Origin of the sequence: Streptomyces sp. 796.1 (genome assembly GCF_047525675.1) — a bacterium.
Taxonomy (GTDB): Bacteria; Actinomycetota; Actinomycetes; order Streptomycetales; family Streptomycetaceae; genus Streptomyces.
The window spans coordinates 39,421-66,167 of record NZ_JBLIWA010000031.1 but is presented as its reverse complement, the minus strand read 5'-3'; the positions used below and the strand labels follow the sequence as shown (position 1 = coordinate 66,167).

General features: G+C 75.0%; 21 protein-coding genes and 1 pseudogene. 13 read left to right on the top strand and 9 right to left on the bottom strand.

From position 1 onward, the window contains the following. Window positions 1-233 precede the first annotated feature (233 nt). Window positions 234-1,098 (top strand): annotated as a pseudogene (locus ACMA1D_RS21155) (class II fructose-bisphosphate aldolase). Window positions 1,099-1,458: 360 nt separating this feature from the next. Here the strand turns inward: ACMA1D_RS21155 and ACMA1D_RS21150 are convergent. After that, a complete protein-coding gene (locus tag ACMA1D_RS21150; protein ID WP_414725578.1) occupies window positions 1,459-2,520 on the bottom strand; it encodes a carbohydrate-binding protein in 1,062 nt (353 codons plus the stop codon). A gap of 256 nt (window positions 2,521-2,776) precedes the next feature. Further along, the gene (gene cdgB / locus ACMA1D_RS21145) at window positions 2,777-4,549 is read right to left on the bottom strand and encodes a diguanylate cyclase CdgB (RefSeq protein WP_414725577.1); all 1,773 of its coding nucleotides are present in this window, start codon (window positions 4,547-4,549) and stop codon (window positions 2,777-2,779) included. A gap of 354 nt (window positions 4,550-4,903) precedes the next feature. Here cdgB and ACMA1D_RS21140 point away from each other — a divergent pair, with 354 nt between their 5' ends. Both ACMA1D_RS21140 and ACMA1D_RS21135 read left to right on the top strand, forming a co-directional pair. Continuing rightward, window positions 4,904-5,539: a flavin reductase family protein gene (locus ACMA1D_RS21140; protein ID WP_414725620.1), complete on the top strand. Its 636-nt coding sequence runs from the start codon at window positions 4,904-4,906 to the stop codon at window positions 5,537-5,539. A gap of 585 nt (window positions 5,540-6,124) precedes the next feature. Then, entirely contained in the window at window positions 6,125-7,123 is a 999-nt protein-coding gene (locus tag ACMA1D_RS21135) for a hypothetical protein (RefSeq protein ID WP_414725576.1), read from the top strand. Between the two features lie 605 nt (window positions 7,124-7,728). Here ACMA1D_RS21135 and arfB read toward each other — a convergent pair. After that, window positions 7,729-8,157, bottom strand: a complete 429-nt coding sequence (gene arfB / locus ACMA1D_RS21130) for an alternative ribosome rescue aminoacyl-tRNA hydrolase ArfB (RefSeq protein ID WP_414725575.1) — start codon at window positions 8,155-8,157, stop codon at window positions 7,729-7,731. A gap of 320 nt (window positions 8,158-8,477) precedes the next feature. Here arfB and ACMA1D_RS21125 point away from each other — a divergent pair, with 320 nt between their 5' ends. Both ACMA1D_RS21125 and ACMA1D_RS21120 read left to right on the top strand, forming a co-directional pair. Continuing rightward, the gene (locus ACMA1D_RS21125) at window positions 8,478-9,053 is read left to right on the top strand and encodes a TerD family protein (RefSeq protein ID WP_414725574.1); all 576 of its coding nucleotides are present in this window, start codon (window positions 8,478-8,480) and stop codon (window positions 9,051-9,053) included. 551 nt (window positions 9,054-9,604) lie between these two features. After that, window positions 9,605-10,885, top strand: a complete 1,281-nt coding sequence (locus ACMA1D_RS21120) for a GNAT family N-acetyltransferase (RefSeq protein WP_414725573.1) — start codon at window positions 9,605-9,607, stop codon at window positions 10,883-10,885. 55 nt (window positions 10,886-10,940) lie between these two features. Here the strand turns inward: ACMA1D_RS21120 and ACMA1D_RS21115 are convergent, their stop codons facing one another. Further along, window positions 10,941-11,549: an ArsR/SmtB family transcription factor gene (locus ACMA1D_RS21115; protein ID WP_414725572.1), complete on the bottom strand. Its 609-nt coding sequence runs from the start codon at window positions 11,547-11,549 to the stop codon at window positions 10,941-10,943. Window positions 11,550-11,663: 114 nt separating this feature from the next. Here ACMA1D_RS21115 and def point away from each other — a divergent pair, with 114 nt between their 5' ends. The 5 genes from def (at window position 11,664) to ACMA1D_RS21090 (ending at window position 15,959) form a co-directional block, all read left to right on the top strand. Then, window positions 11,664-12,323: a peptide deformylase gene (gene def / locus ACMA1D_RS21110; RefSeq protein ID WP_414725571.1), complete on the top strand. Its 660-nt coding sequence runs from the start codon at window positions 11,664-11,666 to the stop codon at window positions 12,321-12,323. 549 nt (window positions 12,324-12,872) lie between these two features. Next, window positions 12,873-13,244, top strand: a complete 372-nt coding sequence (locus tag ACMA1D_RS21105) for a hypothetical protein (RefSeq protein ID WP_414725570.1) — start codon at window positions 12,873-12,875, stop codon at window positions 13,242-13,244. 291 nt (window positions 13,245-13,535) lie between these two features. Further along, on the top strand, window positions 13,536-14,633 hold the full coding sequence (locus tag ACMA1D_RS21100) for an S-(hydroxymethyl)mycothiol dehydrogenase (protein ID WP_414725569.1): 1,098 nt from the start codon (window positions 13,536-13,538) through the stop codon (window positions 14,631-14,633). Next, complete coding sequence (locus tag ACMA1D_RS21095) at window positions 14,630-15,304, top strand: MBL fold metallo-hydrolase (protein WP_414725568.1); 675 nt, start codon at window positions 14,630-14,632, stop codon at window positions 15,302-15,304. Before ACMA1D_RS21100 ends, ACMA1D_RS21095 begins: the two co-directional genes overlap by 4 nt. Before the next feature lie 235 nt (window positions 15,305-15,539). Beyond that, a complete protein-coding gene (locus tag ACMA1D_RS21090; protein ID WP_414725567.1) occupies window positions 15,540-15,959 on the top strand; it encodes a hypothetical protein in 420 nt (139 codons plus the stop codon). Between the two features lie 274 nt (window positions 15,960-16,233). Here ACMA1D_RS21090 and ACMA1D_RS21085 read toward each other — a convergent pair whose 3' ends face one another. From ACMA1D_RS21085 to ACMA1D_RS21070, 4 genes are all read right to left on the bottom strand, one after another. Next, window positions 16,234-18,345 carry a right-handed parallel beta-helix repeat-containing protein gene (locus tag ACMA1D_RS21085; RefSeq protein ID WP_414725566.1) on the bottom strand — a complete coding sequence of 704 codons (2,112 nt, stop codon included), beginning with the start codon at window positions 18,343-18,345 and terminating at the stop codon, window positions 16,234-16,236. 510 nt (window positions 18,346-18,855) lie between these two features. After that, window positions 18,856-19,554, bottom strand: a complete 699-nt coding sequence (locus ACMA1D_RS21080) for a response regulator (protein WP_414725565.1) — start codon at window positions 19,552-19,554, stop codon at window positions 18,856-18,858. 207 nt (window positions 19,555-19,761) lie between these two features. Further along, the gene (locus tag ACMA1D_RS21075; protein WP_414725564.1) at window positions 19,762-21,198 is read right to left on the bottom strand and encodes a sensor histidine kinase; all 1,437 of its coding nucleotides are present in this window, start codon (window positions 21,196-21,198) and stop codon (window positions 19,762-19,764) included. Between the two features lie 99 nt (window positions 21,199-21,297). Next, window positions 21,298-21,684 carry an ArsR/SmtB family transcription factor gene (locus ACMA1D_RS21070; RefSeq protein ID WP_414725563.1) on the bottom strand — a complete coding sequence of 129 codons (387 nt, stop codon included), beginning with the start codon at window positions 21,682-21,684 and terminating at the stop codon, window positions 21,298-21,300. A 446-nt stretch (window positions 21,685-22,130) separates the two neighbouring features. Between ACMA1D_RS21070 and ACMA1D_RS21065 the strand changes: the two genes are divergently transcribed. Next, window positions 22,131-23,477 (top strand): MFS transporter, encoded by a 1,347-nt coding sequence (locus ACMA1D_RS21065; RefSeq protein ID WP_414725619.1) that lies wholly within the window; start codon window positions 22,131-22,133, stop codon window positions 23,475-23,477. 449 nt (window positions 23,478-23,926) lie between these two features. Beyond that, entirely contained in the window at window positions 23,927-24,424 is a 498-nt protein-coding gene (locus ACMA1D_RS21060) for a hypothetical protein (RefSeq protein WP_414725562.1), read from the top strand. A gap of 136 nt (window positions 24,425-24,560) precedes the next feature. On the opposite strand, the gene ACMA1D_RS21055 is transcribed toward ACMA1D_RS21060, so the two are convergent. Next, window positions 24,561-25,241, bottom strand: a complete 681-nt coding sequence (locus ACMA1D_RS21055; RefSeq protein ID WP_414725561.1) for a pentapeptide repeat-containing protein — start codon at window positions 25,239-25,241, stop codon at window positions 24,561-24,563. A gap of 500 nt (window positions 25,242-25,741) precedes the next feature. On the opposite strand from ACMA1D_RS21055, the gene ACMA1D_RS21050 reads away from it, so the two are divergent. Beyond that, a complete protein-coding gene (locus ACMA1D_RS21050; RefSeq protein ID WP_414725560.1) occupies window positions 25,742-26,728 on the top strand; it encodes a zinc-binding dehydrogenase in 987 nt (328 codons plus the stop codon). Window positions 26,729-26,747: the final 19 nt, after the last annotated feature.

The following is a 26,747-nucleotide window of genomic DNA, read 5'->3' as shown; positions in this document are numbered from 1 at the left end:
CCCACCGGGCCGGCAGCCGCCCCCCACACGCGTGCGGGCCGCCCCTTCGCGGGCCGGCCCCGCACCTCCGCGACCGGCAAGGGTGCCGGCCCGCGGGCCACCGGCGGCGGGCTGCGGCCCGGCGCGTGTACGACCGCCGCGGCGGGGCCCGGGGCGTGCGCGCAGTGCGCCGCGCGCCCGGCGTCGCCCGGCGCGAACGAGGGGCCGTCCAAGGCCCGGGACAGAGGAAAGTCATGCCACTGGTCAGCACTGGTGAACTCGTCGGGCAGGCGCGGTCCGCGGGCCGCGCGCTCGCCGCGTTCAACGTCATCTCGCTGGAGCACGCCGAGGCGATCGCCGCCGGCGCGGACACCGTGATGCTGGGCAGCCTGCTCGCCGGCGATCCTCCAGGTGTCGGAGAACGCGGTGCGCTTCCACGGCGGCCGACTGGCCCCGATCGCCGCCGCCGCTGCCGCGGTCGCCCGCGCGTCCAGCGCCCCGCTCTCGCTCCACCTCGACCACGTGGTCAGCGTCGACCTGCTGCACGCCGCGCACGACAACGGCTTCAGCTCGGTGATGTTCGACGCGTCCAAGCTCGGCTACGCGGCGAACGTGCGGGCCACCGCGGACGCCGTCGCCTGGGGCCACCAGCGGGGCGTCTGGGTGGAGGCCGAACTCGGCGAGGTCGGCGGCAAGGAGGGCGAGGCACCGCTGGACGCCCACGCCCCCGGGGTGCGGACCGACCCGGACCAGGCGGCGGCGTACGTCGCGGACACCGGCGTGGACGCGCTGGCCGTGGCCGTCGGCAGCTCGCACGCGATGACCGAGCGCACCGCGGCCCTCGACCACGAACTGATCGGCAGGCTGCGGGACGCGGTGCCGGTGCCGCTGGTGCTGCACGGCTCGTCCGGCGTGCCGGACGCGGAGATCCGGCAGGCGGTCGCCGCCGGCATGGCCAAGATCAACGTGGGCACGGCCCTGAACACCGCCTTCACCGCCGCCGTCCGCGCGGAGCTCGCGGCCCGCCCCGACCTGGTGGACCCGCGCAAGTACGTGGGCCCCGGCCGCGATGCGATGGCCGCGACGGTGGCCGCGTTCCTCGCCGTGGTCGGCGGCTGAGCGCCGCGAGGGGGGCGGCGACGGGGTGAGCCCGCCATGAGGGTGCCGGTCCCGGCCCGACCGACCCGGGACCGGCCGGCCCGTACGCGTTCCCCGGGCCGGCCCCCGGCCCGGGGCCGATTGGGCCGCACGGGCGGGAGGCGTACGGGCCGGGGCGTCGGCGTGCGGGCCGAGGCGTCCTCGTACGGGCCGGGGCGAGCGGGGCCGGAGCCGCGCGGCCGGGGAGAGCGGGCCTGGAGCACGGGCCGGGAGGGAACAGGCCCGGTGCGGGCCGAGGAAGCAGGTCCAGCGCGCGGCATCGGAGCAGCAGCTCCGGTGCCGCGGGTGGGCCGGAGGGGAGCAGGTGCCGCGGGGTGGGTGTCAGCCCTTCGTCAGCCACACCCGGTCGAGGTTGACGTCACACTTGTTGCCGCTCTCGCAGGAGAGCCGGACCGTGTTGGTGCCCTTGTTGAGGTTGACGATGGCCCAGGTGTTGGTCCAGCCGGCTTCCCAGTCACCCTTCTTCGCTAGTGCGAAGTTCTTCATGCTGACGGCGCGGGGGTCCCGCTTGCTGTTCACCGTCAGGCTCAGGTTCTGGTCCTCGCCGGGGACGCCGTACCCCACGTACAGCCGGTACTGGCCGGACTCTTCGACGTCGACGGTCCAGGTGGCCGCCGCACCGGGCTTGTTGATGCCCGCCACGTACTTGCCGCCGTCGGCCTTCGCACCGGGCACGTCGGAGGCGAGGGTCGTGCCGCCCTCCAGCTTCATCGCCGACGCGTCCTCGGTGGGCAGCGGCGCCGGGCCCTTGGTGGCCTTCGGGGTGTTGCTCGGCTCGACGGTCTCGGAGGCGGTCGGCTGGGCGTCCTTGGTCGGCTCGGCCTTGTCGTCCTTCTTGCCGCCCGTGTTGTTGGAGATCATCGCCACGGAGATGGCGACGATCACGACGGCGACCACGGCTATCGCCCCGATGAGCAGCCCCTTGCTGTTGGGCCCGCGGCCTCCGCCGCCGCGCCCCGCGGGGGCGCCGTGGCCGGGACCGCCGGGCGCCTGCTGCCGCGGCGGCACGCCGCCGGGCGGCGGGCCCTGCACCCGGTTCCAGGTCTGCGTCGGCAGCGCCTCGGGCGCCGTGTAGTGCCCGTGCTGCTGCTGTTGCTGTGGTGACTGCTGCTGCCCGTAGCCGTAGCCGCCGGGCGCGGCCTGCTGGTGGTGCTGCTGATGCTGTTGCTGCTGCCCGTACTGCCGCTCACCCACCGCGCGGACGTGGTTGTACGAGGTGCGGGGGACGCCGGGCTGCGGCGGTCCTGGATAGCCGTAACCGCCCGTGCGCGGCGTGCCCTGGGCGCCCTGGTCCGCGCCCGCCTCGCCGCCCTCCTGGCGGTACAGGTAGGCGAACGGGTCGTCGTCCTGCGGCACCCCCGAGCCGTTATTGCCGGCCGTCATCCCCTGGTCACTCCCACTTCGTCCCTGATGGTCATCCGCGCTGCGGCACTCAGGTGCCAGAACAGCTCATATCAGGGCCGGGGCGGCCGTCATAGCCGTGCGCTGTCCGGATGGCCAATGTTCATGATCGATTCATTCTCGGCAGCCGTGCCGACCGGCGCAGCCTACCCCGCCGAGCAACGGCCGTGCGGCTGCTCCGCGTTCCCGCCCCGGGCACCCGCTCGGGACCGGCCACGCGGCAGCGGGCGGCCGGCGGTCAGCCGGCGCGCCGGTTCGCCTTCGAGCGCGACCGCTTTTCCACGTACATGCGCTGGTCAGCGGATTGCAGCACCTCTTCGGCCGACATTCCGCAGGCCGCCCAGCCGATGCCGAAGCTGGCGCCGACCCGTACCGCGCGGCCCTCGAAACGAATGGGCGGGATGATCGCGTTCCGCAGCCGCACGGCGAGGTCCTGGGCGTCGGCCCGGCCGAGGCCGTCCGCCAGCACCACGAACTCGTCGCCGCCGAGCCTGGCCACCGTGTCCCCGTCCCGCACCCCGTGCGAGAGCCGCCGGGCGACCTCGATGAGCACGGCGTCGCCGGTGTGGTGGCCGAACCTGTCGTTGATCGACTTGAAGCCGTCGAGGTCGCAGAAGAGCACCGCGAGCCCCTTGGTGCCGTCGTCCTCCTCGCCCTCGGCCGGCGCATAGGTGTGCACGTGGTGGTCGAAGGGGCCGGCGTCCGCGCCGCCCGGCAGGCCCTCCAGCACGTCGGCGGCGAGCCCGCCGAGGTCACCGGGGTCGCCGAGGTCCACCGCGGCGCCGCCGAACGCGTCGAGCCCGAAGCCCTGCACGTACGCGTCCTGCTCGATGCTGCCGACCAGCGCCGCCTCGCGCACCGCCGCGGGCTGGGCGCCGTCGACGGCCGGACCCGCGGCGTCCGCGCCCGCGTAGACCGGCTGCGGGGGACGGCCGCAGAGCCGGGCGCCGAGCCGGCTGCGCAACTCGGCGCTGTTGGGCAGCCCGGTCAGCGAATCGTGGCTGGCCCGGTGGGCGAGTTGCAGTTCGTGGCGCTTGCGCTCCTCGATGTCCTCGACGTGGGTGAGCAGGAAGCGGGGGCCGTCGGCGGCGTCGGCGACCACGCTGTTGCGCAGCGAGACCCACATGTACGTGCCGTCGCGGCGGGCGAGGCGCAGTTCGGCCCGGCCGCCCTCGGCCGAGGTGCGCAGCAGCGTCCCGATGTCCTCGGGGTGGACGAGGTCGGAGAAGGAGTAGCGGCGCAGCACGGTGGCGGAGCGGCCGAGCAGCCGGCACAGCGCGTCGTTGGTGCGCAGCAGTCGCCCGTGCTGGTCGCCGCCCATCTCGGCGATGGCCATGCCGCTGGGCGCGTACTCGAACGCCTGCCGGAAGCTCTCCTCGCTGGCCCGCAGCGCCTGCTGGTCACGGCCGAGCCGGCGCAGCGCGCGCTGCATGTTGGCGCGCAGCCGGGCGTTGCCGATCGCGATGGCGGCGTGGAAGGCGTACATCTGGAGGGCCTCCTGGCCCCAGGCGCCGGGGCGGCGGCCGTTGCGCGGCTTGTCGACGGAGATCACGCCGAGCAGCTCGCCCTCCGAGGTGCCCGCCGAGCGCATCGGCGCGAACAGCCGGTCCATCGGGTGCCACTCGTCGGGGAACCGCGGCGCGGGCCCGGCGACGTGCCACTGCGGCACGTCGTCGTCGTCGAGCACCCAGCCCTCGGTGTACGGGATGAACCGCAGGTCGCCCCAGCGGTCACCCATCGACAGGCGGCGCTCCCAGGACGCCCGCGAGCCGATCCGGCCCGCCATCAGCGCCTCGGCACCCGGGCTGCCGCTGACCGCGGCCACCACCAGGTCCCCGTCGGGTCGGACCAGATTGACTGCCGACAGCTCATAGCCCAGGCCCTGGGTCACGCCGTCGGCGACGGTTTGCAGGGTGTCCGCAAGACTGCGCCCCGTGTTCAGTTCGGCGACCACGTGATGTAGCTGCCGCAGGGTCGCAAGACGGATGTACGGCTCCGACTCGGTCTCCATCGATCGCTCTCCCCCGAGACCTCGACAGCAACTCCAGAATTTCTCGTCGACTCTCCACTGCCACGGCCACTGAATCACAGCGAGCTGTCCAGTCGGTACACAGGGTCAACAATTACTGCCCGTTGTGACTTATGTCACAACGTACATCCGTTGCAGGGATATGGCCGTTACTCGGGCTCAGACCCCCCGCACGATATTTCCTGAAAGCAAATCCGGAATGCGATTACGTTTACCGGGGGTGGCCGTATCGAATATCGGTACGGATTTGCGCGGACCCCGCCCAAGGTCCTAGGGCGTTCTCCGTCGGGAGCCCGATGTGGGTCGGCGGGGCGGCCGGATAGCGTCGCTGACGTGTTGCGAACCTCGTCCTCCCCAGCCCCGCACGTCCCCGGCTCCACCACGGCCACACCGGGCACACCACCGGCCGCGCCGACCCGCGAGACGCCCCGGCGGTCGGAGTCCGGCCGCGCCGTCCCGCATCCTGGAGGGGTGAGCGAGGACGAGTTCCGGGCCGCGCTGTCGCGGCTGGCGGCCGGGGTGGTGCTGGTGACGGCGCACGACCCGGAGGACGGCCCGCGCGGCGAGGACGTCGGCATGACGGCGACCGCCTTCCTCTCGGTGTCGCTCGATCCGCCGCTGGTGATGGTGAGCGTGCGCACCGAGTCGCGGATGGACGACGTGCTGGAGCGGCAGCCGCTGTGGGCGGTGTCGCTGCTCGCCGAGGGCCAGCGGCAGGTCGCGGGCCGCTTCGCGATGAAGGGCCGGATCAGCGACCGACTGCTCTTCGCCGACCTCCCGCACGTCCGCGGCGAGGCGTCCGGCGCCCCGCTGGTCAGCGGCGCCCTCGCCACCCTGGAGTGCCGCACGGAGCAGCGCATCCCGGCGGGCGACCACACCCTTGTGGTGGCCCGCGTACTGACCGCCGCGGCCTCGGGCACGGAGGGCGACCCGCTGACCTACTTCCGGGGTCGATACCGGCACCTGGGCTGAGGCGTTTCTGGGGCCAGTGCCGGCACCCCGGGCTGACGTAGGGGGCGCGCCTCGCGCACGTACGGGCGGGTTGGCGGGACCCGGCGCCTTCGTCTTCGCCTTCGCTTCGGCGTGCCTTCGCGCGCGTACGCGTGGGTTGGGGCGCGCGGATTGTCGCGCGCGAGTCGTGGGCTCCGTCGGCGGCGGGCTTGCCGCTTCGCGCCCGCGCGTACGGGGTGGGTGGGGCGGCGTACCGGTGGTGCGGGGTGTCCGCACCCTGGACCGGTGCGGGGGCGTCGGGGGCCCGCGCGCCGTTGCGCCGCCGTGCGCCCGGCCGTACGCCGCGGGGCTCGGTCCGCACCCCGTCGGCGTCGGGGCGCGGCGACGGGTGCGCAGCGCAGCGCGGGTGTTCGGCCCACCGGACGCCGCGGGGTGCGCCGGCGCACCGGGCGGGCGGTGCGGTGGCCGGGGCGGGCCCGTGCGGGTGGCCGGAGCGACGCCAGGGGCCGACGGGACAGGATGAGCTGATTGACCGTCAACTAATGAGTTTCTAAACGCCGTTGGGTCGTTGACAATGGATTGCCCACAGTGGATCGGGGGGCAACGATGGGGAGACCAGGACGTCGACAGGGCGCGCCGCGGGGTCGCACCGCGCAGGCCAATGAGCTGGCCGCGTTCGTCTGTACGCTCACGCACGGGCGTACGGTGCGGGAGCTGGCCGACCGCTATCCGGCAGGCAAGACGAGTTGGGGCGAGTACCGCACCGGGGCCAAGATCATTCCGCTGGTGCTGTTACGGACGCTGGCCGCGGACGGGGCGCCGGACGCCTGGGGCCGCGCCAAGCTGCTGACCAGGGCCGAACTCCTGCACGCGCGGGCGGAGGCGGCCCGCCAGGCCACCGGCCGCCCACCGACCGCCGGCGGGCGCACCGCGGCGGGCGCCCGCACCGGCAGGCAGCGCGCGGCCGGGCCCGGCCCGGCGGCCGGACAGGGCCAGGCCCTTGGCGCCGGGGCGCGACGGGGCACCGGCGCGGCGACCGCGGCCACGGCGGAACGCGGGGCGAGAGCACGGCCCGGGGCGGCTGCACGGGCAGTTGCCGGCGCGGCGGAGGCGACCGCAGGTGCGGTGGGTTCGACCGCCGCCGGGTCGGAGGCCGGGGCCGGGGCCGGGGCGAGTGCCCGAGCCGCTGCCGCCAGGGCGGGTGCGGGTGATGCGGGCTCACGCCGCGCCGGCGCGGTCGGTACGGGCGCAGGCGATACGGGCTCGCGCCGGACAGGCTCGGGCGAGAGGGACTCACGCGGTACGGGCTCACGCAGTACGGGCGCGCGGGCGGGCGCCGGCGGCGCCCGGGCGGAGGTGGCCGGGAAACTGGCCGGAGCCGTCGGAGCAGCCGTGGCGCAGGCGGCACCCGCGCCGGGGGCGGTAACGGTGGTGGGGAAGTCGCCCACGGCGAGGAGTCGTGGTGCGGCGCGGAGTCGGGCCGCGACCGAGGGGGCGGGCGGGGACGTCGACACCGGGCGGACGGGCGCGGGCCACGGGTCCGTCGCCGGGCCGCACGACGACGGACCCGCCCAGCAGACCGAGGCCGAAAGGGGCGCCTCATAACGAGCGCACGCCCCCTACGGCCCGGGGCGAGCCTTATGCCGCTGCGGGCCGCCGGTAAGGGGCGGAGTGGTACGACACCCGGCGTGCGCACGGCTGTTCGCATGCGAGAAGCCGTGGGCCGTGGAATGGCGCGCGAATAGCCGTGTACGAGGCCCTGCGGCCTATTACCAGTTCGGCCATCCGCGATATCGCTAAATGCTGCCCAAGCGGGCAGTTCGTTTTCCCGTAATGCCGGGCGGGGGCGGGTTCTCGGGGCGGCGGGCCTTCCGCGAACGCCTCCGGAGCCGCCGGCTCCGCCGCGCCGCGTGCCGTCGCCCCCGCCCCGGCGTCAGCACGTAGCGTCACCGGCGGGAGCGTGCTGGGGGTGGACAGTTGCTCCGCCCCTGCGGGCCGCGGCGTACGACCATCAGCGACGCACCCGGAATCCGGCAACTGGCGACCGGCAACCACGGAGCCGGGCCGGTACGCATGAGGAACCCCGGCACACCTGAGAAGCCACGGAGCCGGGCCGGCGCGCATCAGGTCCCACCGGGCCACGCACGCGCGCGCTCGCGCGAGGTGCCCGGCCCGGGGCGGGCCTCACGGCCGCTGGGCCGAGGCTGCCCTCAGTGCCAATCGCGGCCGGAGCGGCCCCGCTTGGTGTCGCCGCGCTGCTTCTTCTCGCGCAGGCGGCGTTCGTTGATGCCGCGCGGGATGCGGGTGGGGCGGCGGGGCTTGGGCGGCGGGGCGGTGGCCTCGGCCAGCAGGGCGGCGAGGCGGACGGCCGCGGTCTCCCGGTTGCGCCACTGGGAGCGGTGGTCCGACGCGCGGACCGCCACCACGCCGTTGACCAGCCGGTCGGCCAGTCGCTTGAGCGCGCGTTCCTTCCACACCGGCGGCAGGGACTCGGTCGCGGCCAGGTCGAAGCGCAACTCCACCTGGCTGTCGCTGGTGTTCACGTGCTGCCCGCCGGGCCCCGACGACCGGGAGAAACGCCACATCAGCTCGGCCTCCGGCAGGGAGACCGAGCCGCGGATGACATAGGGCCCGGACATGCCCCCATGATCCCCCCTTTGACGCGCCCCCGTCACCCACATTTCCCGCCCCACGCGCCCGGGCCCACGCGGGACGCACCCCGATCCCTCCCCGGCCCCGCCCTCGGGTCGACGGCGGGCCGGCAGGGGCCCCGGCCGCTCCGCGCGGGCGCGAGGCGCCCAAAAGAAGCGGAATGACATCGTCCGTACCGCCAGGGTTTGGCAAAGAAAGTAAAGGGTGCTGGAACCCAGTGGTCCCCTCGGGGCGTTGTGAGGGGTGACGGTAGCTTCGTGGTCGTCACGAAGCCCGACTCTCGACCAGTACAGGAAAGGGACACCCCATGGCTGTAAGCCTGTCCAAGGGCGGCAACGTCTCGCTCACCAAGGAGGCACCGGGCCTGACCGCCGTTACGGTCGGCCTCGGCTGGGACGTCCGCACCACCACCGGCCAGGACTTCGACCTGGACGCCAGCGCCATCGCCGTGAACCCGAGCGGCAAGGTCTACTCGGACCAGCACTTCGTCTTCTTCAACAACAAGGCGACGCCGGACCAGTCGATCGTGCACACCGGTGACAACCTCACCGGCCAGGGCGAGGGCGACGACGAGCAGATCAACGTCAACCTGGCGGGTCTGCCGGCCGACGTCGAGAAGATCGTCTTCCCGGTTTCGATCTACGACGCCGAGACCCGCAGCCAGAACTTCGGCCAGGTCCGCAACGCGTACATCCGCATCCTCAACCAGGCCGGCGGCGCCGAGATCGCCCGCTACGACCTGAGCGAGGACGCCGCCACCGAGACCGCCATGGTCTTCGGTGAGCTGTACCGCAACGGTGCCGAGTGGAAGTTCCGCGCCGTCGGCCAGGGGTACGCCTCGGGCCTGTCGGGCATCGCGCAGGACTTCGGCGTCAACGTCTGATCGACGCGGTCCGATCGACCTGATCGACGCGACGCGATCTGATCGACGCACACCGTTCCGCACGGCGCCCGCGCGGCGTTCCGCACGGCGCCCGCACGGTGTCGACGCGGCGCCCCTGTCGGCCGACCCGTCGGCCGGTGCGGCCGGTCGTCGTTGAGTCGTCGAGTCGTCGAGTCGCAGCCCGGCGCGTTCCGGGCCAGCACGCGGCCCCCTCCCTTCCCCACGGGTGCACCACCTGCGGGCGGGAGGGGGCCGCGTGCGTCGTACGGCAGCACGCCGGGCCGCGGCGACGAGACGGCGAGGCGGCCTAGACGGCAGGGCGTCAGGGCCGCGAGCGGCGCGCGCAGGCCCGCGCGGGGACGCGAGTGGTGCGCGAGGGGCAACAGCGCGCGGGGCTCCGCGCACGGCGGCGCCGGCCCCTTCCCCCGTCGCGCACCGCCCCCGACCGGCCGCCGCTCGGGCACCACCGCACGCGGTCACCCACCGTCACACACCGTCCCACCAGCAAAAACTCCTGGACCACGCGGACCGCGGATGCCATAGTGCCCGCCATGAACGACTCCCCCGCAGCCGCCCGCCCGGAGAACCCGCCCGCCGCGGAAGGCTCCGCTCCGCCCCGTACGTTGCCCGGCGGGCTGGTGCTGCGTACGGCGGGGCCGGCGGACCTGGAGCAGATCGGGGAGTTGCTCGCCCGGCGCGGGGACGCGGTGGACGCGCTCGATCACCGGCTGGTGGTGGAGGACCCCGAGGCCGGCTGGGAGTCCTGTGCGGTGGTCGTGGACGGGGACCGGGTGGTCTCCACGGCGACCCTGTTGGACGAGGTCGTCCGCATCGGTGACGTACGCCTGCCGGCCGGACAGGTCGAGCTGGTCGCCACCGACCGCGCCTACGAGGGCCGCGGCCTGGTGCGGGCCCTGATGGAGTGGGCGCACGAGCGCTCAGCGGCCCGCGGACACGTCGTCCAGGTCATGATCGGCATCCCGTACTTCTACCGGCTCTTCGGCTACGAGTACGCCATCGACATCCCGCCCGCGCGCACCGTGTGCATCCCGCGGCCGGCCGCTGCCCACGGCGGGCCCGTGCTGCGCGCCGCGCTGCCGGCCGACGTGCCCGCGCTGGCCGGCCTCCAGGCGGCGGCGCAGAGCGGGTTCGACGTGGCGATCGGGCACCCCGCGGCGCGCTGGCGCTGGCTGCTCGGCCACGAGGCGAGCAGCCTGTGGGTGGTGGAGCGGGACGGCGCGGTCGTCGCATCGGGGCGGATCACGCCGCCCGACGACGGCGGGGTGCTGGTCGCGGAGGCGACGGCGGTGGACGCGGCGGCGGCCCACGCGCTGCTGCGCGGCGTCGCGGCCCGCCGGCCCGGCGCGGAGATCAGCGTGGTGCACCGGGCCGGTACGGTGCCGGCCGACGCCTGGCAGGAGTGGGCGGACGCGACGCCGCAGGGGCGCGCCGAGCAGTACTACGTACGGATTCCGGACCCGGCCGCGCTGCTCGACCGGCTCCGCCCGGTGCTGGCGGGGCGGTTGGCCGCGGCCGGCATCGACCGCCCCGAACGGGACGTCGTCGTCTCCACCTTCGGCGCCCACTACCGGCTGCCGGTCACGGCCGACGGCCTCGGCCCGGTCGTCACCGGCGGCACGATGCAGAGCCCGGGCGCCGTGCGCGGCGCGGCGGTCGCCCCCGACCAACTGCCGGCGCTGCTCTTCGGCCCGCACGGCATGGCGGGCCTGACCAAGCTCCGCCCCGACGTCTACGCCGGCGACCGCCCCCTGTTCGACGCGCTGTTCCCACCGCTGCGAGCCGACGTGCTCAGCTACTACCTGCCGTACTAGGCGGATCACGGTCCGAGCCGTACGGGGCCCGGACCCGTGCGGCTCGGCGTCCCGTTCACTCCCGTCGTGTCGGGCCCTCCCCGGTCGTGGCGATCAGGGGGAAGAGCCTGGCCACCGCGGCGACCGGGGCGGTGCCTTCGGGGCGGGCGGCCGGGGCGCGGTCGCGGTAGTCGGCGAGCAGGCCGCGGATCGCGGTGGCGAGGTCGGTCAGCTCCGCCGGGGTCAGGTGCAGCACGGCGCTGAAGGACTCGTCCCGCTGCCAGGCGGCCGGCGCCAGGTCCCGGTGGGCCAGCCACTGCTGGTAGCTCTCGTCTTCGAGCCCGCGGGCCAGCGCCGTGAACTCGTCCTGGCCCGCCGCCCCCTGGCCCGCCGGCTCGGATCCGTCGGCCGACGCCCAGCGCAGCCGCCACGGGCGGGCCCTGCCGCCGTGGTGCGGGGCCTCCTCGATCAGCCCGTACCGGGCGAGTTGCCGCAGGTGGAAGGAGCACAGCCCGGAGCTGTGGCCGAGCCGGGCCGCGGCCTCGGTCGAGGTGAGTGTGCCGACCTCGGCCAGCAGGTCGAGCAGCGCGACGCGGACCGGATGGTCCGGCAGCGGCTGGTGGGGGCGGCCCGGCAGGGCGGGGGCGGCGTGCGGGGCGGTGGGGTGCCGGTGTTCAGTGCTCACTTTGCAAAGAGTGCTACTTTGCAAAGGACTTGGCAACCACGACCCGCCACCCACCCGGGCCCCGCAGGCCCGGCGTCCGGGTGGGCGGGGGAACCGGAAGGGTGGGAACGGCGCATGGCAGGGGAGTTCGGTGACGCGGCGCAGGACCGTCGGGTACGGGTACAGGGCGAGCCCGTGGCGTCCTTCCCGTCGCTGCCGCCCGAGGTGACACGGGGCACCGCGCGGCGGATCACCGAGGTCGGCGAGCCCGTACTGCACCGGCGGTGCCGGGAGGTGACGGAGTTCGGCACGCCGGAGCTCGCCGCGCTGGTGGACGACATGTTCGCCACCAACGCGGTGGCCAGGGGCGCCGGGCTCGCGGCCAACCAGGTGGGCGTGGACCTCCAGTTGTTCATTTGGGACATCACGGACGACTGGGGCGTACGGCACGTCGGGCACATCGCCAACCCGGTCCTGGACGAGGTGCCGGCCGCTGACCGGCGGCTGGTGGAGGAGTCCGAGGGCTGCCTCTCGGTGCCGGGCCCGTACCGGATGGTGCCGCGGCTGGACCTGGCCACCGTGCGGGGCCTGGACCAGGACGGCCGGCCGCTGGTCATCGAGGGCCGCGGCTACTTCGCCCGCTGCCTCCAGCACGAGACCGACCACCTGCACGGCCGGCTCTACCTGGATCGGCTCGGCCAGCGGGACCGGAAGACCGCACTGCGCGAGATGGCGCGCAGCAGGGACGAGGTGCTGGCCCGCCGCGCCGCCACGGCCGAGCGGCTCGGCAAGTAGCGGCCGGGGGCGGGCCCGGCGGGCCGTCGGCCCCGCCCCCTCGGCGCCCCCTCGCCCACGCCACCCGCACCCCGCGCAGTCGCGCGCCCAACCGCGTCCCCGCGCCCACCCGCACCCCACTGGCCCGCGCACCCTCCCCGACGTCCGCGCCCGTCCCCACACCCGGCCCCGCGCCGCCCCGGCGCACCCACCCGCGCCCCACCCGTCCCGCATTCGCCCCGCCCCGCCCGCTCTCGTACCGCCCCGGGCCCGCGGGCTCGCCCGTTCGACCCGCGTGCCTCGCCGTACGCCCCCCGTACGCCCCCGACGCCCGTTCCCCCGTGCCGTGGCCGGGGCGGGGGCGGTCCGGTGCGCGGTCGTGCAACCGCTCCCACCGGTGGCGTTCGGCCCCGGTCGGGCCGAAGCGGGCACACGGACGACGTCGGGCCCCCTGGTGGCGGGCGCCACCCAGTGCAAGAGTGGCGGCGCTCATAGTCACCGCGCTGACCTGAGCCTGGGCCGGTGCCCTGAGGTGCGCGGACGTCCCCACCCGAGAAGGGAACACGGCAGGTGAGCCAGGAACGCGAGTGGAATCAGGGCGTGGCGGCCCTGTTGCGGTACACCGCGTGGCAGCACCCGAAGCGGTACGTAGGCCCGCACGGCGACTCGTGCTACGTGGCCAGTGACGATCTGGACAGCCCGCTCTCGCACCTGATGCAGAGCATGGAGGACGGGGCGCTCGACCACGTGGCGTCGGTCACCGAGCACGCCAGGGCGACGCTGCGCGGCACGCCGTCCGCCGACCAACTCCGCGGCGCCCTCAGTGAACTCGTGCAGTGCTCCGACCGGGCGTTGCGGATCGCCGCCTGTCGCGGCGAACGGCTGACCGCGGACGCCAAGGAGCACCCCGTCGACGACGAGGACGACACGTCGGCGCACTGACCCTGGCGCGCCGAACCGGCGCACTGCCCCGCCCCGTACCGCCGCCGCGCCCGCCCGTTCCCGCCGTCCCCCCTCCGCCACTCGCGCCTCGCCGCTCCCCCACTCCATCGCCGCGCCCGCCCCCACTCCCCATCCTCGTCCCGCACCCCGGCCCCCACCTGCGATGATCCGGTCGGAGCCGGGGGCGCGCCGCGCCGGTTGGACGGTGGCGGCGTGGCACAGGAGAGTGGAGGCCGCGCGGTGCGCGGGGGTGGATCCGCGGGGCGCGAAACGGAGAGGAAGGTAGCGCGCATGGCACAGCAGGTGCGGGGCGTGGTGGCCCCGGGCAAGGGCCAGCCGGTTCGGGTGGAGACCATCGTGGTGCCCGACCCGGGCCCTGGCGAGGCGGTCGTACGGGTCCAGGCGTGCGGCGTGTGCCACACCGACCTGCACTACCGCGAGGGCGGCATCAACGACGACTTCCCGTTCCTGCTCGGGCACGAGGCGGCGGGCGTCGTGGAGTCGGTGGGCGCCGGGGTGAGCGAGGTGGCGCCGGGCGACTTCGTGATCCTCAACTGGCGTGCGGTGTGCGGTCAGTGTCGGGCGTGCCAGCGGGGCCGCCCGTGGTACTGCTTCGCCACCCACAACGCGACCCAGAAGATGACCATCGCCGAGGGCCCGGCGGCCGGTACGGAGCTGACGCCGGCGCTCGGCATCGGGGCGTTCGCCGAGAAGACGCTGGTCGCCGCCGGCCAGTGCACCAAGGTGGACCCGGCGGCCTCGCCGGCCGCCGCCGGGCTGCTCGGCTGCGGCGTGATGGCGGGCCTCGGCGCCGCCCTGAACACCGGCAACGTGGGCCGCGGCGACTCGGTCGCCGTCATCGGCTGCGGCGGCGTGGGCATCGCGGCGGTCGCCGGCGCCCAGTTGGCCGGCGCCAGCAAGATCATCGCGGTGGACCTGGACGACCGGAAGCTGACCCAGGCGCGCGGCCTGGGCGCCACGCACACCGTCAACGGCCGCACCGCCGACGTGGTCGAGGCGGTGCGCGAACTGACCGGCGGCAACGGCGCCGACGTCGTCATCGAGGCGGTCGGCCGCCCCGAGACGTACCAGCAGGCGTTCTACGCCCGCGACCTGGCCGGCACCGTCGTCCTGGTGGGCGTGCCGACGCCGGAGATGAAGCTGGAGCTGCCGCTGCTGGACGTGTTCGGCCGCGGCGGCGCGCTGAAGTCGTCCTGGTACGGCGACTGCCTGCCGTCCCGCGACTTCCCGATGCTGATCGACCTGTACTTGCAGGGCCGGCTCGACCTGGACGCGTTCGTCAGCGAGACGATCGCGCTGGACGACATCGAGGAGGCGTTCGCCAAGATGCACCGCGGCGACGTGCTGCGTTCGGTGGTGGAGCTGTGAGCAACGGCGCGCGCCTGGACCACCTCGTCACCTCGGGCACGTTCTCGCTGGACGGCGGCGTGTGGGAGGTGGACAACAACGTCTGGCTGGTCGGCGACGACCACGAGGCGTACGTCATCGACGCCGCGCACGACGCGGCGTCGATCCTGGCCGCGGTCGGCGACCGGCGGCTGCTCGGCATCCTGTGCACGCACGGCCACGACGACCACATCGACGCGGCCCCCGAGGTCGCCGACGCGACGGGCGCGCCGATCCTGCTGCACCGGGACGACGAGGCGCTGTGGCGGATGCGGCACCCGGACCGGGCCCCGGACGGGCAGCTCGCCGACGGCGACGTGCTCACGGTCGCCGGCACCGACCTGCGCGTGCTGCACACGCCGGGCCACTCGCCGGGCGCGGTCTGCCTGTACGCGCCGACGCTGACCGCCGGGGCACCGGGCGAAGGCGGGGTGTCCGGGGTGGGGACGCTGTTCTCGGGCGACACCCTGTTCCAGGGCGGTCCTGGCGCCACCGGCCGGTCGTACTCCTCGTTCCCGACGATCATCGACTCGATCCGGGACCGGCTGCTGACGCTGCCGCCGGAGACGGTGGTGCGCACCGGGCACGGCGCCACCACCACGATCGGCGCCGAGGCGCCGCACCTGGCGGAGTGGATCGCCCGCGGGCACTGAGGCGTTGCGCGCTGCGCATCGGGCGCTGCGTACCGTCGCGGGCCGGCGCCCGAGGGTTTCCCGGGGCCGGCCCGCGCGCCTGTCGTTCTCGATCGCACTCGATCCCGTGGAGAAAAATTAGAAAAAATCAGGACATAGCCGAACCCTTCGCCCGGAGTGCCGCGTCCTCGCTTATGTAGTCCCGACTCTCGCTCCCGGCGCAGACCGGGGGCGACGACGCAAGGAGATGAGTGACATGGCAGCAACGACGCGCCGCGCTCGCGCAACCGCCGTGGCCCTGGCCCTCGGCGTAGCCGCGGGTGGTGCCGCGCTCGGCCTGGGCACGGCCTCCGCCCAGGCGGCCGACACCGCCCGGGCCGCGGCCCCGGCCAAGCCGTACGTCACGGTCAATACGGGCAGTAGCGCAGAGCTCTTCATCCGCCACTACCCGAGCACCGACTCCACGATCCGGGGCTCCCTGCACAACGGGGACCAGCGGGGCGTGGACTGTAAGGTGCGGGCGCAGAACATCGCCGGCGAGACCGTCTGGTACAAGCTCCGCGGAAAGGAGCAGTGGGTCAGCGGCAAGTGGGCCAAGCCCACCGGCACGGTCAAGTACTGCAACGAGTTCTACCCGAGCGACCACCGCGTCGCCGCCACCAACGGAGTGGGCTAACCCACCCCGGGCCCGATAGGGCACCCGGCGCGGGCCAGCGGCCCCGGCACGCGCGCGGGTCAGCGAACCGGTCGCCCGCGGGCGCCGGTGAGCCGGCCGAACGCCCCGCCGGACGCGGAAGTTCCAGCGTCCGACGGGGCGTTCGGCTGCCCGCGGCCGGGCCCCCCGCCCTCGGCCGTGGGCGACGGTCCGCCGCGGGTCGTCGAGCGACCGCGCGTCAGCGGACCCTGTTCGGCAGCGCCCCCGCCTCGATCGCTCAGCGGTTGGCCCCCGCTCAGCGGGTCGTCAGCAGCGACCTCCACTCGGCCGTCAGACCGGCGCCGGCCTCGATCGCCGCACAGGTCGTGTTCGCCCGGCAGGAGCGCTCCGGGTCGGTCGCCGACAGCTTGGTGTTGCCGGAGATCTCCACCTCCTTGGCCTCGCCCCACCACACGACCTGGGTGTCGTCCCAGAAGTTGCCGGTGAAGCGCACCCGGCGGGGCGCCACGCCGCCCAGCGAGCGCTGGTTCTGGTAGACGACGTTGCGGGTGACGGTGATGTGGTCGCCGCCGTCGTCGGTGTAGATCGCGTACGGCGGGTACTCGGGCTGGCCGGCGGCCGGGTTGGTCACCCCGTGCACCACGTTCCCCGCCACCCGCGCGCCGTCCGCGAACGAGGGGCCCTGCGGGCCGTTGGAGTAGATCCCGCCGCCGTCGATGAGCGCGGTGTTGGTGCGGAAGACGCGGTTGTCGAGCACCTGGGTGCGGCGTGCGGTGGTGGCGTCGCCGCCCGCGTTCAGGAACACGATCCCGGAGTACGGAACGTCGTTGACCTGGTTGTGCGCGATCAAGGCGCCCTTCGGCTGGTCGAGCAGGATGCCCCAGGAGCCCCGGTAGTCCACGCCCACGTGATGCACCCAGTTGTTCTCCACCCGGCTGCCGCGCGCGTCCGCCGGCTCCTCGCCGCCCGGCTCGATGTGGATGCCGCCGGCCGACACGTCGTCGATCACGTTGCCGCGTACGGTGCTGTCGTACGTGCCCTCCGTCAGCGCCAGCGCCTGCGTGCCGAGGCGGGTGAACCGGCTGCCCTCGACGGTGACGCCGGCCGCGCCGCGGAAGGTGACGCCGCCCGGAACGGCCCGCGCCTCCTGCTCTACGGGGTCGTCGCCCACGTAGTACCAGTCGCCGATGATGTGCGGGAAGCCCTCGGGCCGGTCCGGGCCGAGCCAGGTGGTGTGGCTGAAGGTCAGCCCGCGCAACGACACGTCGCGCAGCGGCTGTTGGGCCGTGCCCGTGCCGTCGATCAGTTGCTCAAGGACCGGTGCGACGACGTCGCTCGGCGCCCCGCGCTCGCCGGCGCGCGGCAGGTAGGAGAGCACGTGGTGGCCGGGGTTCGACCGGTCCAGGTACCAACTGCCGGGCTTCCGCAGGAAGCTGGCGCTGTTCTCCACGCCGGTGGGATCGATCATCCCGGGGCCTTCCTCGGCGATCGAGTCGTAGAGCTCGTTCGCCCGCCGGAAGCACGGCTGGTCCATGGTGATGGTGGTCCGCCGGGCGTCGCCCGCGATGCCGGCGACGCCGCACCGGCCCTCGGAGTACGCGGTGTCGAAGGTGTACACGAACTCCACGTCCTGCGGGCGCTGCCAGGACTGCGGGGCCGTGCTGTCGGTGACGTAACCGGTCGCGGTCCGGGTCACCTTGCCGGGCAGCCCGGCGCCGAGCGCGGCCCGCGCGGCGCGCTTGCCGCCCACGAACAACTGCCGCGTCTCCAGGTCCCCCACGTCCGCCCGCCACACCCCGCCGGCCGCCGGCCGCCAGCCGGTGACCGACCGGCCGCCGCTGAGCGTGACCTGCTCGCGGTCGGCGCCGCCGTAGCCGTACGCCTGGTAGACCACCCGGTGCCCGTCCCGGCCCCCGTCGCCCGCCGCGCCGGAGAGGGCCAGCGGCCGGTCGAGCCGGTACGTCCCGGCCCGCAGGTTCACCACGACGTCCGAGGTCATCCGCCCGGTCAGGGCCCGCACCGCCTGCTGTGCCCGCGCCGGGGTGGCGAACGGCTTGGCGAGGCTGCCGGGCCAGGAGTCGTCGCCCCAGGGCGCGACGTAGAGCTGGGTGGCGTCGCGGGGGGTGGGTGTGGTGGCTGTCGTTGGGGTGGTGGGTGTGGTCGCGGTTGGGGTGGTGGGTGTGGGTGTGGGGTTCGTGGGGGCGGCCTGGGTTGCGGCGGCCGGGGCGATGGCCAGCGGCACGGCCAGGGCCAGCGCCCCGACCCATCGACCGGCCCGGCCGGTGCGGGCCCGTCGGCCGCCCGGGCCCTCGGCCGCGTCGGCCGTACTGGTGTGGCGCGAGTACGGGCCCGGGCCAGGGCTCGTGGCCGAGCCGGCGCCCGGGGCGGGCGGGGGGTTCTGCGACATGCTCATGTCCTCCTGGGGAACGTCTGGCTGACCGCCGGGCGCCCGTACGCCGTACGTGCCCGGCCCCGCCCTGGCGTCGTACTCGTACGGGCCGCGTGTTCTTCGGCGCGCATTTCCTGTGTGCCGCTACGTCACTTCGGCGCTGCGGCGCGGCGCTTCGCCATGGCGTTTCGGCACGTCACGGCCTTGTCGTGGGGGTGGGAGCGGGGCGTGGGGGCCGGGGTTCCGGGGCGGGTTCGGCGGTCGATGACGACGCTACGCAAGGTGCGGTGGGCCGGGCGTCGGGCGCAGGGCGGGGAGCCCCCTTCGACCGACGGTCAAGCCCGGCCCACCGCCCTACGACCCGAGTCGAAGATCGCCCTCCGCAACCTCCTCCTCACGGATGAGGCGAACCGACGCCGAACGCCCCGGCGGGGCGGGGGGAGAGGGGGCGGCTGAGGGAGCGACGAGGCGTCTGCGGTACGGGCCCGGGGGGGGCGGGGCGTCCTGCCGTACGGGCCCGGTCCTGGGTCAGTTCTGGCGCGGTCTGACCAGCCCGAGGTCGTACGCGAGGACGACCGCCTGGACCCGGTCGCGCAGCTTCAACTTCCGCAGGACAGCGGAGACATGGGCCTTGACGGTGGCCTCGGTGAGCCCCAGTCGGTCGGCGATCTCGGCGTTGTTGAGGGCGAGCGCGATCAGCCGCAGCACCTCGTACTCGCGCTGGGTGAGCGCCGCGACCTCGTCCGGTGTGGCCTCCGACGGCGCGGGCAGCACCTGGACGAAGCGGTCGAGCAGCCGGCGCGTCACGGTCGGCGCGAGGAGTGCGTCCCCGCCGGCGACCACCCGGATGCCCTCCACCAGTTCGGCCGGCCGCACGTCCTTGAGCATGAACGCGCAGGCTCCGGCGCGCAGCGCGGCGAACACCGCGTCGTCCACGTCGTACGTGGTGAGCACGATGATCCGGGCCGGATTGCCGGACGCCACGATCCGCTCGATGGCCGCGATGCCGTCGACGTGCGGCATCCGTACGTCCATCAGGATCACGTCGGGGCGCAGCCCGGCGGCCAGCACCGCGGCCTCTTCCCCGTCGGCGGCCTCGCCCACCACCTCCAGGTCCGGCTTCCCGTCGATGATCATGCGGAACCCGCTCCTGACCAGGGCCTGGTCGTCGGCGAGGAGGACCTTGATGGGCCCAGGTTCGGAGCCGTCGGGCGGGGGCGCGGTCATGGGCATCAGGGTAGGCGGCGGACGGCGGACCGACCGCGTCCGGGCGGCGCGGAGGGCTGGCTTCGGCCTGGTGGCGCGGGGCGGGCCGGGTTCGCGGGTGCGGGGTGGCTTCGGCTCGGCGGCGCGGGGCGGGGCTCGGTGGCCTGGGCCGGCTTCGGCTCGGTGGCGCGGGGTGGCTTCGGTCCCGTTCCGGCGGGTGGGCCCGTGTCAGCGCCCCGTGTCCAACGGCAGCCGCGCCCAGACGCGGAAGCCGCCTTCCGGGAGCGGCCCCGCCTCCAGGGTGCCGCCGAGCATCGTGGCCCGCTCGCGCATGCCGACCAGCCCGAAGCCGCCGCCGGGCGAGGTGCGGGGCCGAGGTTGGGACTGGGGCTGGGGCTGAGGGGCGGGGGCACTTTTGCTACCGGTGGCTGCGGTTTCGGCGGGGCCCGGTGCACCGGGGCTCGGCGCGCCTGGCCGGGGGCGCGTGGGCGAGGCGTCGGCGGGCGGGGCGTCGGTGGTTGGGGTGCCGGTGGGAGCCGTGAGGTGGGCGGGTTGTGTGGTGCGGCCGTCGTCGCGTACCTCCAACTCCAGCGTGCCGGCGGTGATCCGCACGGTCACCACCACCTCGCTCGCGCCGGAGTGGCGCAACGTGTTGGTCAGCGCCTCCTGCACGATCCGGTACGCGGACAGTTCCACGCCGGCGGGCAGCGGCCGGCCCCGGCCCGGCGCCCCCGGAGCGGCAGCCGCACCACCCGCCACACCCGCGTCCCCCGCGGCGTCCTCGCGGCGCAGGGTCACGCGCAGGCCGGCGGCGCGTAGCGGCTCGGCGAGTTCAGCCAGCCGGTCGAGGCCGGGCTGCGGGCGGCGGGGCTCCTCGGTCTCGCCCGGGCGGACGGCGGCCAGCAGCCGGCGCAGTTCGCCGAGGGCGATCCGGCCCGCGGACTCGATCGACTGCAAGGCCGCGCGCGCCTGGTCGGGCCGGTCGTCGAAGACGTCGTCGGCCGCCGCCGCCTGGACGACGATGACCGACACGCTGTGCGCGATCACGTCGTGCAACTCCCGCGCGATACGGGCCTGTTCCTCGCCGATGGCGCGCCGGGTGGCCTCCGCGATGGCCGTCCTGCGGTGCCGTACCGCCTCGCCGAGCGCCCACGGCACGACGGCGACGGCCATGGCGAACTGGGCGTCGGCGCTGGGCCCGGTACGGAAGTTGAGCGCGGTGACGCCGAGCAGGCCCGCGAGCCCGCACAGCGAGATCAGCGGCGGCCGGGCGGCGGCCAGCGAACCGACGGCGACCAACCCCGCGTACGGGAAGACCCCTTCCGGCGCGACCAGGTGCACCACCACGCCGCCGGCCAGCGCCACCACCATCACCTGCACCGGGCGCGAGCGCCGCCACCACAGCGCCCCGCCCTGCGCAAAGCCGGCGAGCAGCCACAGCGGCGCCAGCGGCCACGCGCCGTCGAAGCTCGCCGCCATCAAGGTGGCCAAGAAGCAACCGAGAAGCAGCGGCAACGCCAGGTCGATGAGGCGCCGGGGCCAGCCGTTGCGCACCCCGAGCACCCGCCGCACGCGGACCCGCGCCCGCGCCGTCACCCCCGCGGCCGAGGCCGTACCCGCTCCCGTTCCCGTGTTCGTCCCCGTACCTGCACCCGTACCAGACACCACCGGATTATGACCCGGGGCGGGTACCCGGCGGCCCGGGTGCGCGGCGGGCCGCGGGTCGGGGCCAGGCTTCTGCGGGTCGGTCCGCCGCGGGCCGGGTCAGGGCCGGTCGGGGTGCCAGGCGGCGACGAGGTCGAGCAGGCCGGGGAAGCGGGCGTTGAGGTCGTCGATCCGGACCTGGCTGCGCCGCTCCAGGCCGTACTGGCGCTGGCGCGTGACGCCCGCCTCGCGCAGCGCCTTGAAGTGGTGGGTGAGGGTGGACTTCGGGCGGTCGAGGCCGAGCCAGCTACACGGGTGGTCGAACTGCTCCGACTCCAACAGCAACTTGCGCACGATCGTCAGCCGCAGCGGGTCGCTCAGCGCCCCGAGCACCACTTCGAGGCGCAGGTCGGCGACGTCCGGTTCGGGCAGCCTCGGCGGGAGGTCAACCGGCTCCGGCAGCCGCCTGAAGACCGGCCGCACGGCCCCGGCCGCCGGCTCCGACACCTCCGACGCCCGGTGCTCCCCCGGCGTTTCTGACGTTTCTGACGTTTCTGGTGTTTCGGATGGTCCTGGCGTGGTGGACGGTCCTGACGCCTTCGGCGTTCGCGACGACACGGGCCCCACTCCCCTCTCGCCCCCGGCACCGCATGGCGCGGCAGACGCGGCACGACTCAGCACACGAACCTTCAGTACGAGTTGAATCGTACTGCATGTTAGGTTCGAAAAAACTCGTACTGGCAGCGGTGGAGGGATCGGTCGTGCCCAAATCAGTCATGCCCGAAAGGGGTTCGGAGGCGTTGCTGACGGACCGCGGGCCGGGTTCAGGACGGCGGCGCGGGTCGGCGCCCGCCCCGGGGCGCGGGTCGGCGCCCGGCGCCGGGCCCGGATCGGAGGCCGGCGCGGGGCCCGGATCGGGCCCGGGGCCGGGCCACGGGCCGGGTGGCGCCCCGCTGCGCGGGGAGGCGCCGCTGTGGTGGGTGTGGTTGGCCACGTGGCCCGTCGTCGCCGTGTTCGTCCTTTCCAACGCGGCCACCCCGCTCTACCTGCTCTGGCAGCGTGACCTGGGCTTTTCCCGGGGGACGCTCACCGTGGTGTTCGCCTGCTACATCGTCGGGCTACTGAGTTCGCTGCTGGTGTGCGGCGTCGCGTCCGACCGGTGGGGCCGCAAGCCCGTCCTGCTGCCGGCGCTGGGGCTGGCGTTCGTCGGCTGCGTGCTCTTCGCGACCGCGGGCAGCGTGGCCGCGCTGGTCGCCGGCCGACTGCTGACCGGCATCGCGGTCGGCGCCGCGGTCTCCGCGGGCATGGCCGCCGTCACCGACGTGGCCGGCCCGGGCCGCAAACGGCTCGGCGCCCTGCTGGCCTCCTGCGCCATGGTCTTCGGCGCCGGCCTCGGCCCCCTCCTGGCCGGCATCGTGTCCGAGACCCTGCCCGGACCGACGGTCACCGTCTTCCTGCTGGAAATGGTCCTGCTGGCCTCGGCCGCCGGCACGGTCTGGCGCATGCCGCTGCACCACCCGTCCGCGGGGGCCGTACCGCCCGGCGCGGCGACGGGCACGACGGCAAGCGCGACGACGGGCACAGCGGCAAGCCCGGCAAGCCCGGCAAGCCCGGCGACGAACGCCGCGGCAGGCACCGCGGTCGGCGCCGCGCAAGGCGCAGCGAAAGGTGCCGCGGCGAGCGCGCGAGCGGGCTCGTGGGTGCGGGTGCCGCGCGTACCGCGCGGTCGGGGGCGCCAACTGGGCCTCGGCATAGCGGTGTTCGCACCCGGTCTCACCGCCACCTCCTTCGTGCTGTCGCTCGGCCCCTCGCTCCTGGCCGACCTGCTCGACTCCGACAGTCGGGTGCTCGCCGGCGCGATGGCCTTCGTGATGTTCCTCGCCTCGACCGCCGTGCAGTTCGGCGTGCAGCGGCTGTCCCGCCGTACGATCCTGGCCGCCGGGGCGGCCGGCACCCTGCTCGGCATGGGCTCACTGGTCGCCGCGGTGCACACCTCGGCCGTACCGGTCCTGGTCGCCGCCGCGCTGCTGGCCGGAGCCGGCCAGGGGATGGGGCAGCTCGGCGGCCTCTCGCTGCTCAACGCGAGCGTGCCGCCGGAGCGACTGGCCGAGGCCAACGCCGCCCTGAACGTCGGCGGGTACGCCCCGGCCGGCCTGCTCGCGGTCTCCGTCGGCTTCCTCGGCGACGGCTTCGGCCTCACCACCGCGGTCACCCTCTTCGCCACCGCCCTCGCCGCGTGCGCCGTGGCCGCCGCCACGATCGTCCTCACCAGCGACCGGAGCGCCATGGAACTCGCGTGAGCGGTGCCGCGGGGGCGGCGGGGTGGTGGGGCCGGTGGGCGGCACGGCCGCGGGCGCGGCGGCATCGCGACGGCGTCGGCACCGCGCGGCCCGGAGCGCGGGCGGGGTTACGGGACGCCGGCGGGGCGGCGAGATCACGGAGCACTGAGGCGAGCGCGGACGCGGGCCGCTGGCGGTGCGGGTGTGGCGTACGAGGTCGTCAGCGGGTGAGTACGGGGCCGGCGCGGGTTCGGCCGCGTACGCACCCCGTGCCGGCCAGCCAGCCTGACCCGCGCAACCAGAGGACCGCCCGCCCCGCCGGACCACCCGTCCCGCCGGCGGGACGGACGACGCCGCCTCGGGGCCCGCCCCCCGGGGCCCCGGGGGCCGCCCCTGGCCCGCCCCCGCGCAGCCCCGTACGGACGGTGGCGGGCCGTGATCGCAGCCCCGGCCGTGACACCATCGGCCGTGTGATCGACCTCGGCTACTCCCTCTCCCACCGCTTCCCGGACCCGCCGCAGACGGACTACCGGACCGCTGACGTGCACGCACTGCGGCACGACCTGTTCTGCGGCGACGTCTACCTGGCCGACACCAAGGCCGACCGGGAGGTGTCCACGGCCTGGGGGTGGGTGCCCGTCCTGGACTTCGCCTGGGCGCTGTGCGACATCGTGGAGCAGCTCGACACCGATCCGCGCGGCAACCGGTCGGCCACCCCGATCCACGCCGAACTCGACTTCACCGAGTCCAGCGACTGCATGCTCTTCGAGCGCCGCTTCGGCTGGGTGGACGTCACCGCCGACTGGGTGCCGCTCGAAGAGCCGCCGCTGACGTTCAACCACCGGGCCCTGCGCCGGGAGGCCCGCGACTTCCTGCACGACCTGGTCGCCGACCTCGCCGACCTGCACGAGGGCCTGGCCGACAACCCCGCGGTCTGGGACCTCCAGGCCCGCTTCCCGCGCGTCTGACACCACGCCCGCGCCCCGCCGGCTCCTCTCCCCCGCGCCCTCCCCTCCTACCTGCTCCCGCCCCGGCGGGAGGCCCGCCCTCACGACCACCGCCGCCTCTCGCCCCTCCCCCGCCCCCACTCCCCTCCACCTGGGCTCACCCCCCGCCCGCACTCTCCCCCTCCGTCTCGCTCTGCTCGACGCGGATGCCCAGTTGGGCGGCGAACGCCGGGGCCAGGTCCAGGAGTTGGGACGGACTGATGGTCGCTCCGGAGAGCGCGTCGAGGCCGCGGGCGACGTCGAGTTCGGCCACGTTCCGCAGGTCGACGTCGGCCAGCCGGGCCGCGGTGAAGTCCACCCGGCGCACGGTGCAGCCGGCGAAGGAGACCCGCTCCAGCTCGGCGCCCCCGAAGTCCGCCTCGACCAGCACGCAGTCCTCGAAGGTGACGTCCTTGAGCGTGGCCCGGCGCAGATTCAGGTAGTCGATCTTGCCGCCGCGCACCACCACCCGCTCCCACGCCCCGCCGTGCGCCTGCGCCCCGCCGAGCCGGGCGTCCGTCAGCTCCACGTCCCGCAGCCCGGCGCCCGCCAGGTCCGTCCCCACGCCGTGCACCCCGTCCAGGACGCTGTCGATGAACCGGGCGTTGCCGAGCACCGTCTCGTCCAGCGCGCAGCGGCGCAGCGCGCAGTCCAGGAACCGGGCGCCGGCCCCGTCCTGGTCCCGCAGGTCGAGATCGGCGAACTCCACCCCGTCGTAGTCCCCTTCGACCTCAAGGCCGCCCGCCCCGTGCGGCACCAGGGGCGGCAGCGACAGCGCCGGCCGCCGCGGCGGACGCACCCCACCACGCGCCCCGCCCCGTCCGGCGCTCCCCGCACTCCCCGTGCTCCCTCCGCGTCCCGCACCAGCACGGTCCGACCCGCCCGCGCCGCCACCGGTTCGCCGCTGCACCCGCTCCGCCACCCGGACCGCCTCCGTTTCCCTGCCGTCACCCGCATCGATCGCGCGGTCACGCCGCGCCGCCCCACACCGCACACGCCCACCGGCCCCGCCCGCTGGCCCCACCCACGGGGTCCCGACCGTCCCCATCGTGAACCATGGGTCTGACAATGCCCCTGAACGCCGGCGAGCCCCCAGGTCAGCGGCGCACTGCCGGGACCGGGCCGCGTCGCGGCCGGCCACGGCCACCCGCCCCCGGCACTCCCGATCTCCCACGCCCCTTGACTTCAACAATGGTTGAAGTTGGACGCTCATCGCAGGACGCGGCCCCGCAGGGCCGCGCAGCACCACCGGCATCACCAGCACCAGCACCACCCGCATCGACACCGACGGAGATCGCCATGCACGCCATTCGTCTGCACGCCTTCGGACCGGCCGAGAACCTCACGTACGAGCAGACCGTGGACCCGCGGCCCGGACCCGGCGAGGTGCGGATCAAGGTGGCGGCTGCCGGGGTGCACGTCATCGACACCTACTTCAGGGCCGGCTCCGACGAACTCCCCTACGCACTGCCCGAACTGCCCACCGTCCCCGGGCGCGAGGTCGCCGGCACCATCGACGAGCTGGGCGAAGGCGTGGGCGACGAGTGGCTGGGGCGCCGGGTGGTGGCGCACCTGGGGATGGCGCCCGGCGGGTACGCCGAACTCGCCGTGGTGGCCGTCGAGAAGGTGCACGTACTCCCGGACGGGCTGACCGCCGCGCAGGCCGTGGCCATGATCGGCACCGGCCGCACCACCGTGGGCATCCTGCTCTTCGCCGACCTCACCGCCGATGACCTGGTGATCGTCACCGGGGCCGCCGGCGGCATCGGTTCGCTGCTCGTGCAGTACGCGCGCTCGGTCGGCGCCACCGTGGTGGGCCTGGCCGGCGGCCCGACCAAGGTCGCCCGGGTCGCCGAACTCGGCGCCGACGTGGCCGTCGACTACGAGTCCGCGGGCTGGGTCGAGCAGGTCGGGCAGGCCGTCGGCGACCGGCGGGCCACCGTCGTCTTCGACGCGGTGGCCGGCGCGCAGGGGCTGGCCGCCGTCGATCTGCTCGGCCCCGGCGGCCGGCACCTGGTGTACGGCTGGATCGGCGGCCCGCTCCAGTTCACCGACGCCGAACTGGAGCGCCGCGGCATCACCTCGCAGCAGGTCATCGGCAAGCCGCTGATGGACCGGATCGGCGGCCCGGCGGGGATGCGGAAGCTGGAGGAGGACGCGATGGCGCTGGCCGCCTCCGGCACGGTGGTCCCGCCGGTGCACCCGTTCCCGCTGGCGGACGCGGCTGCCGCGCACCGGGCGATCGAGACCCGCGGCACGATCGGCAAGGTCGTCCTCGTCCCGTGAGCCCCGTGGGGCGGGTCCG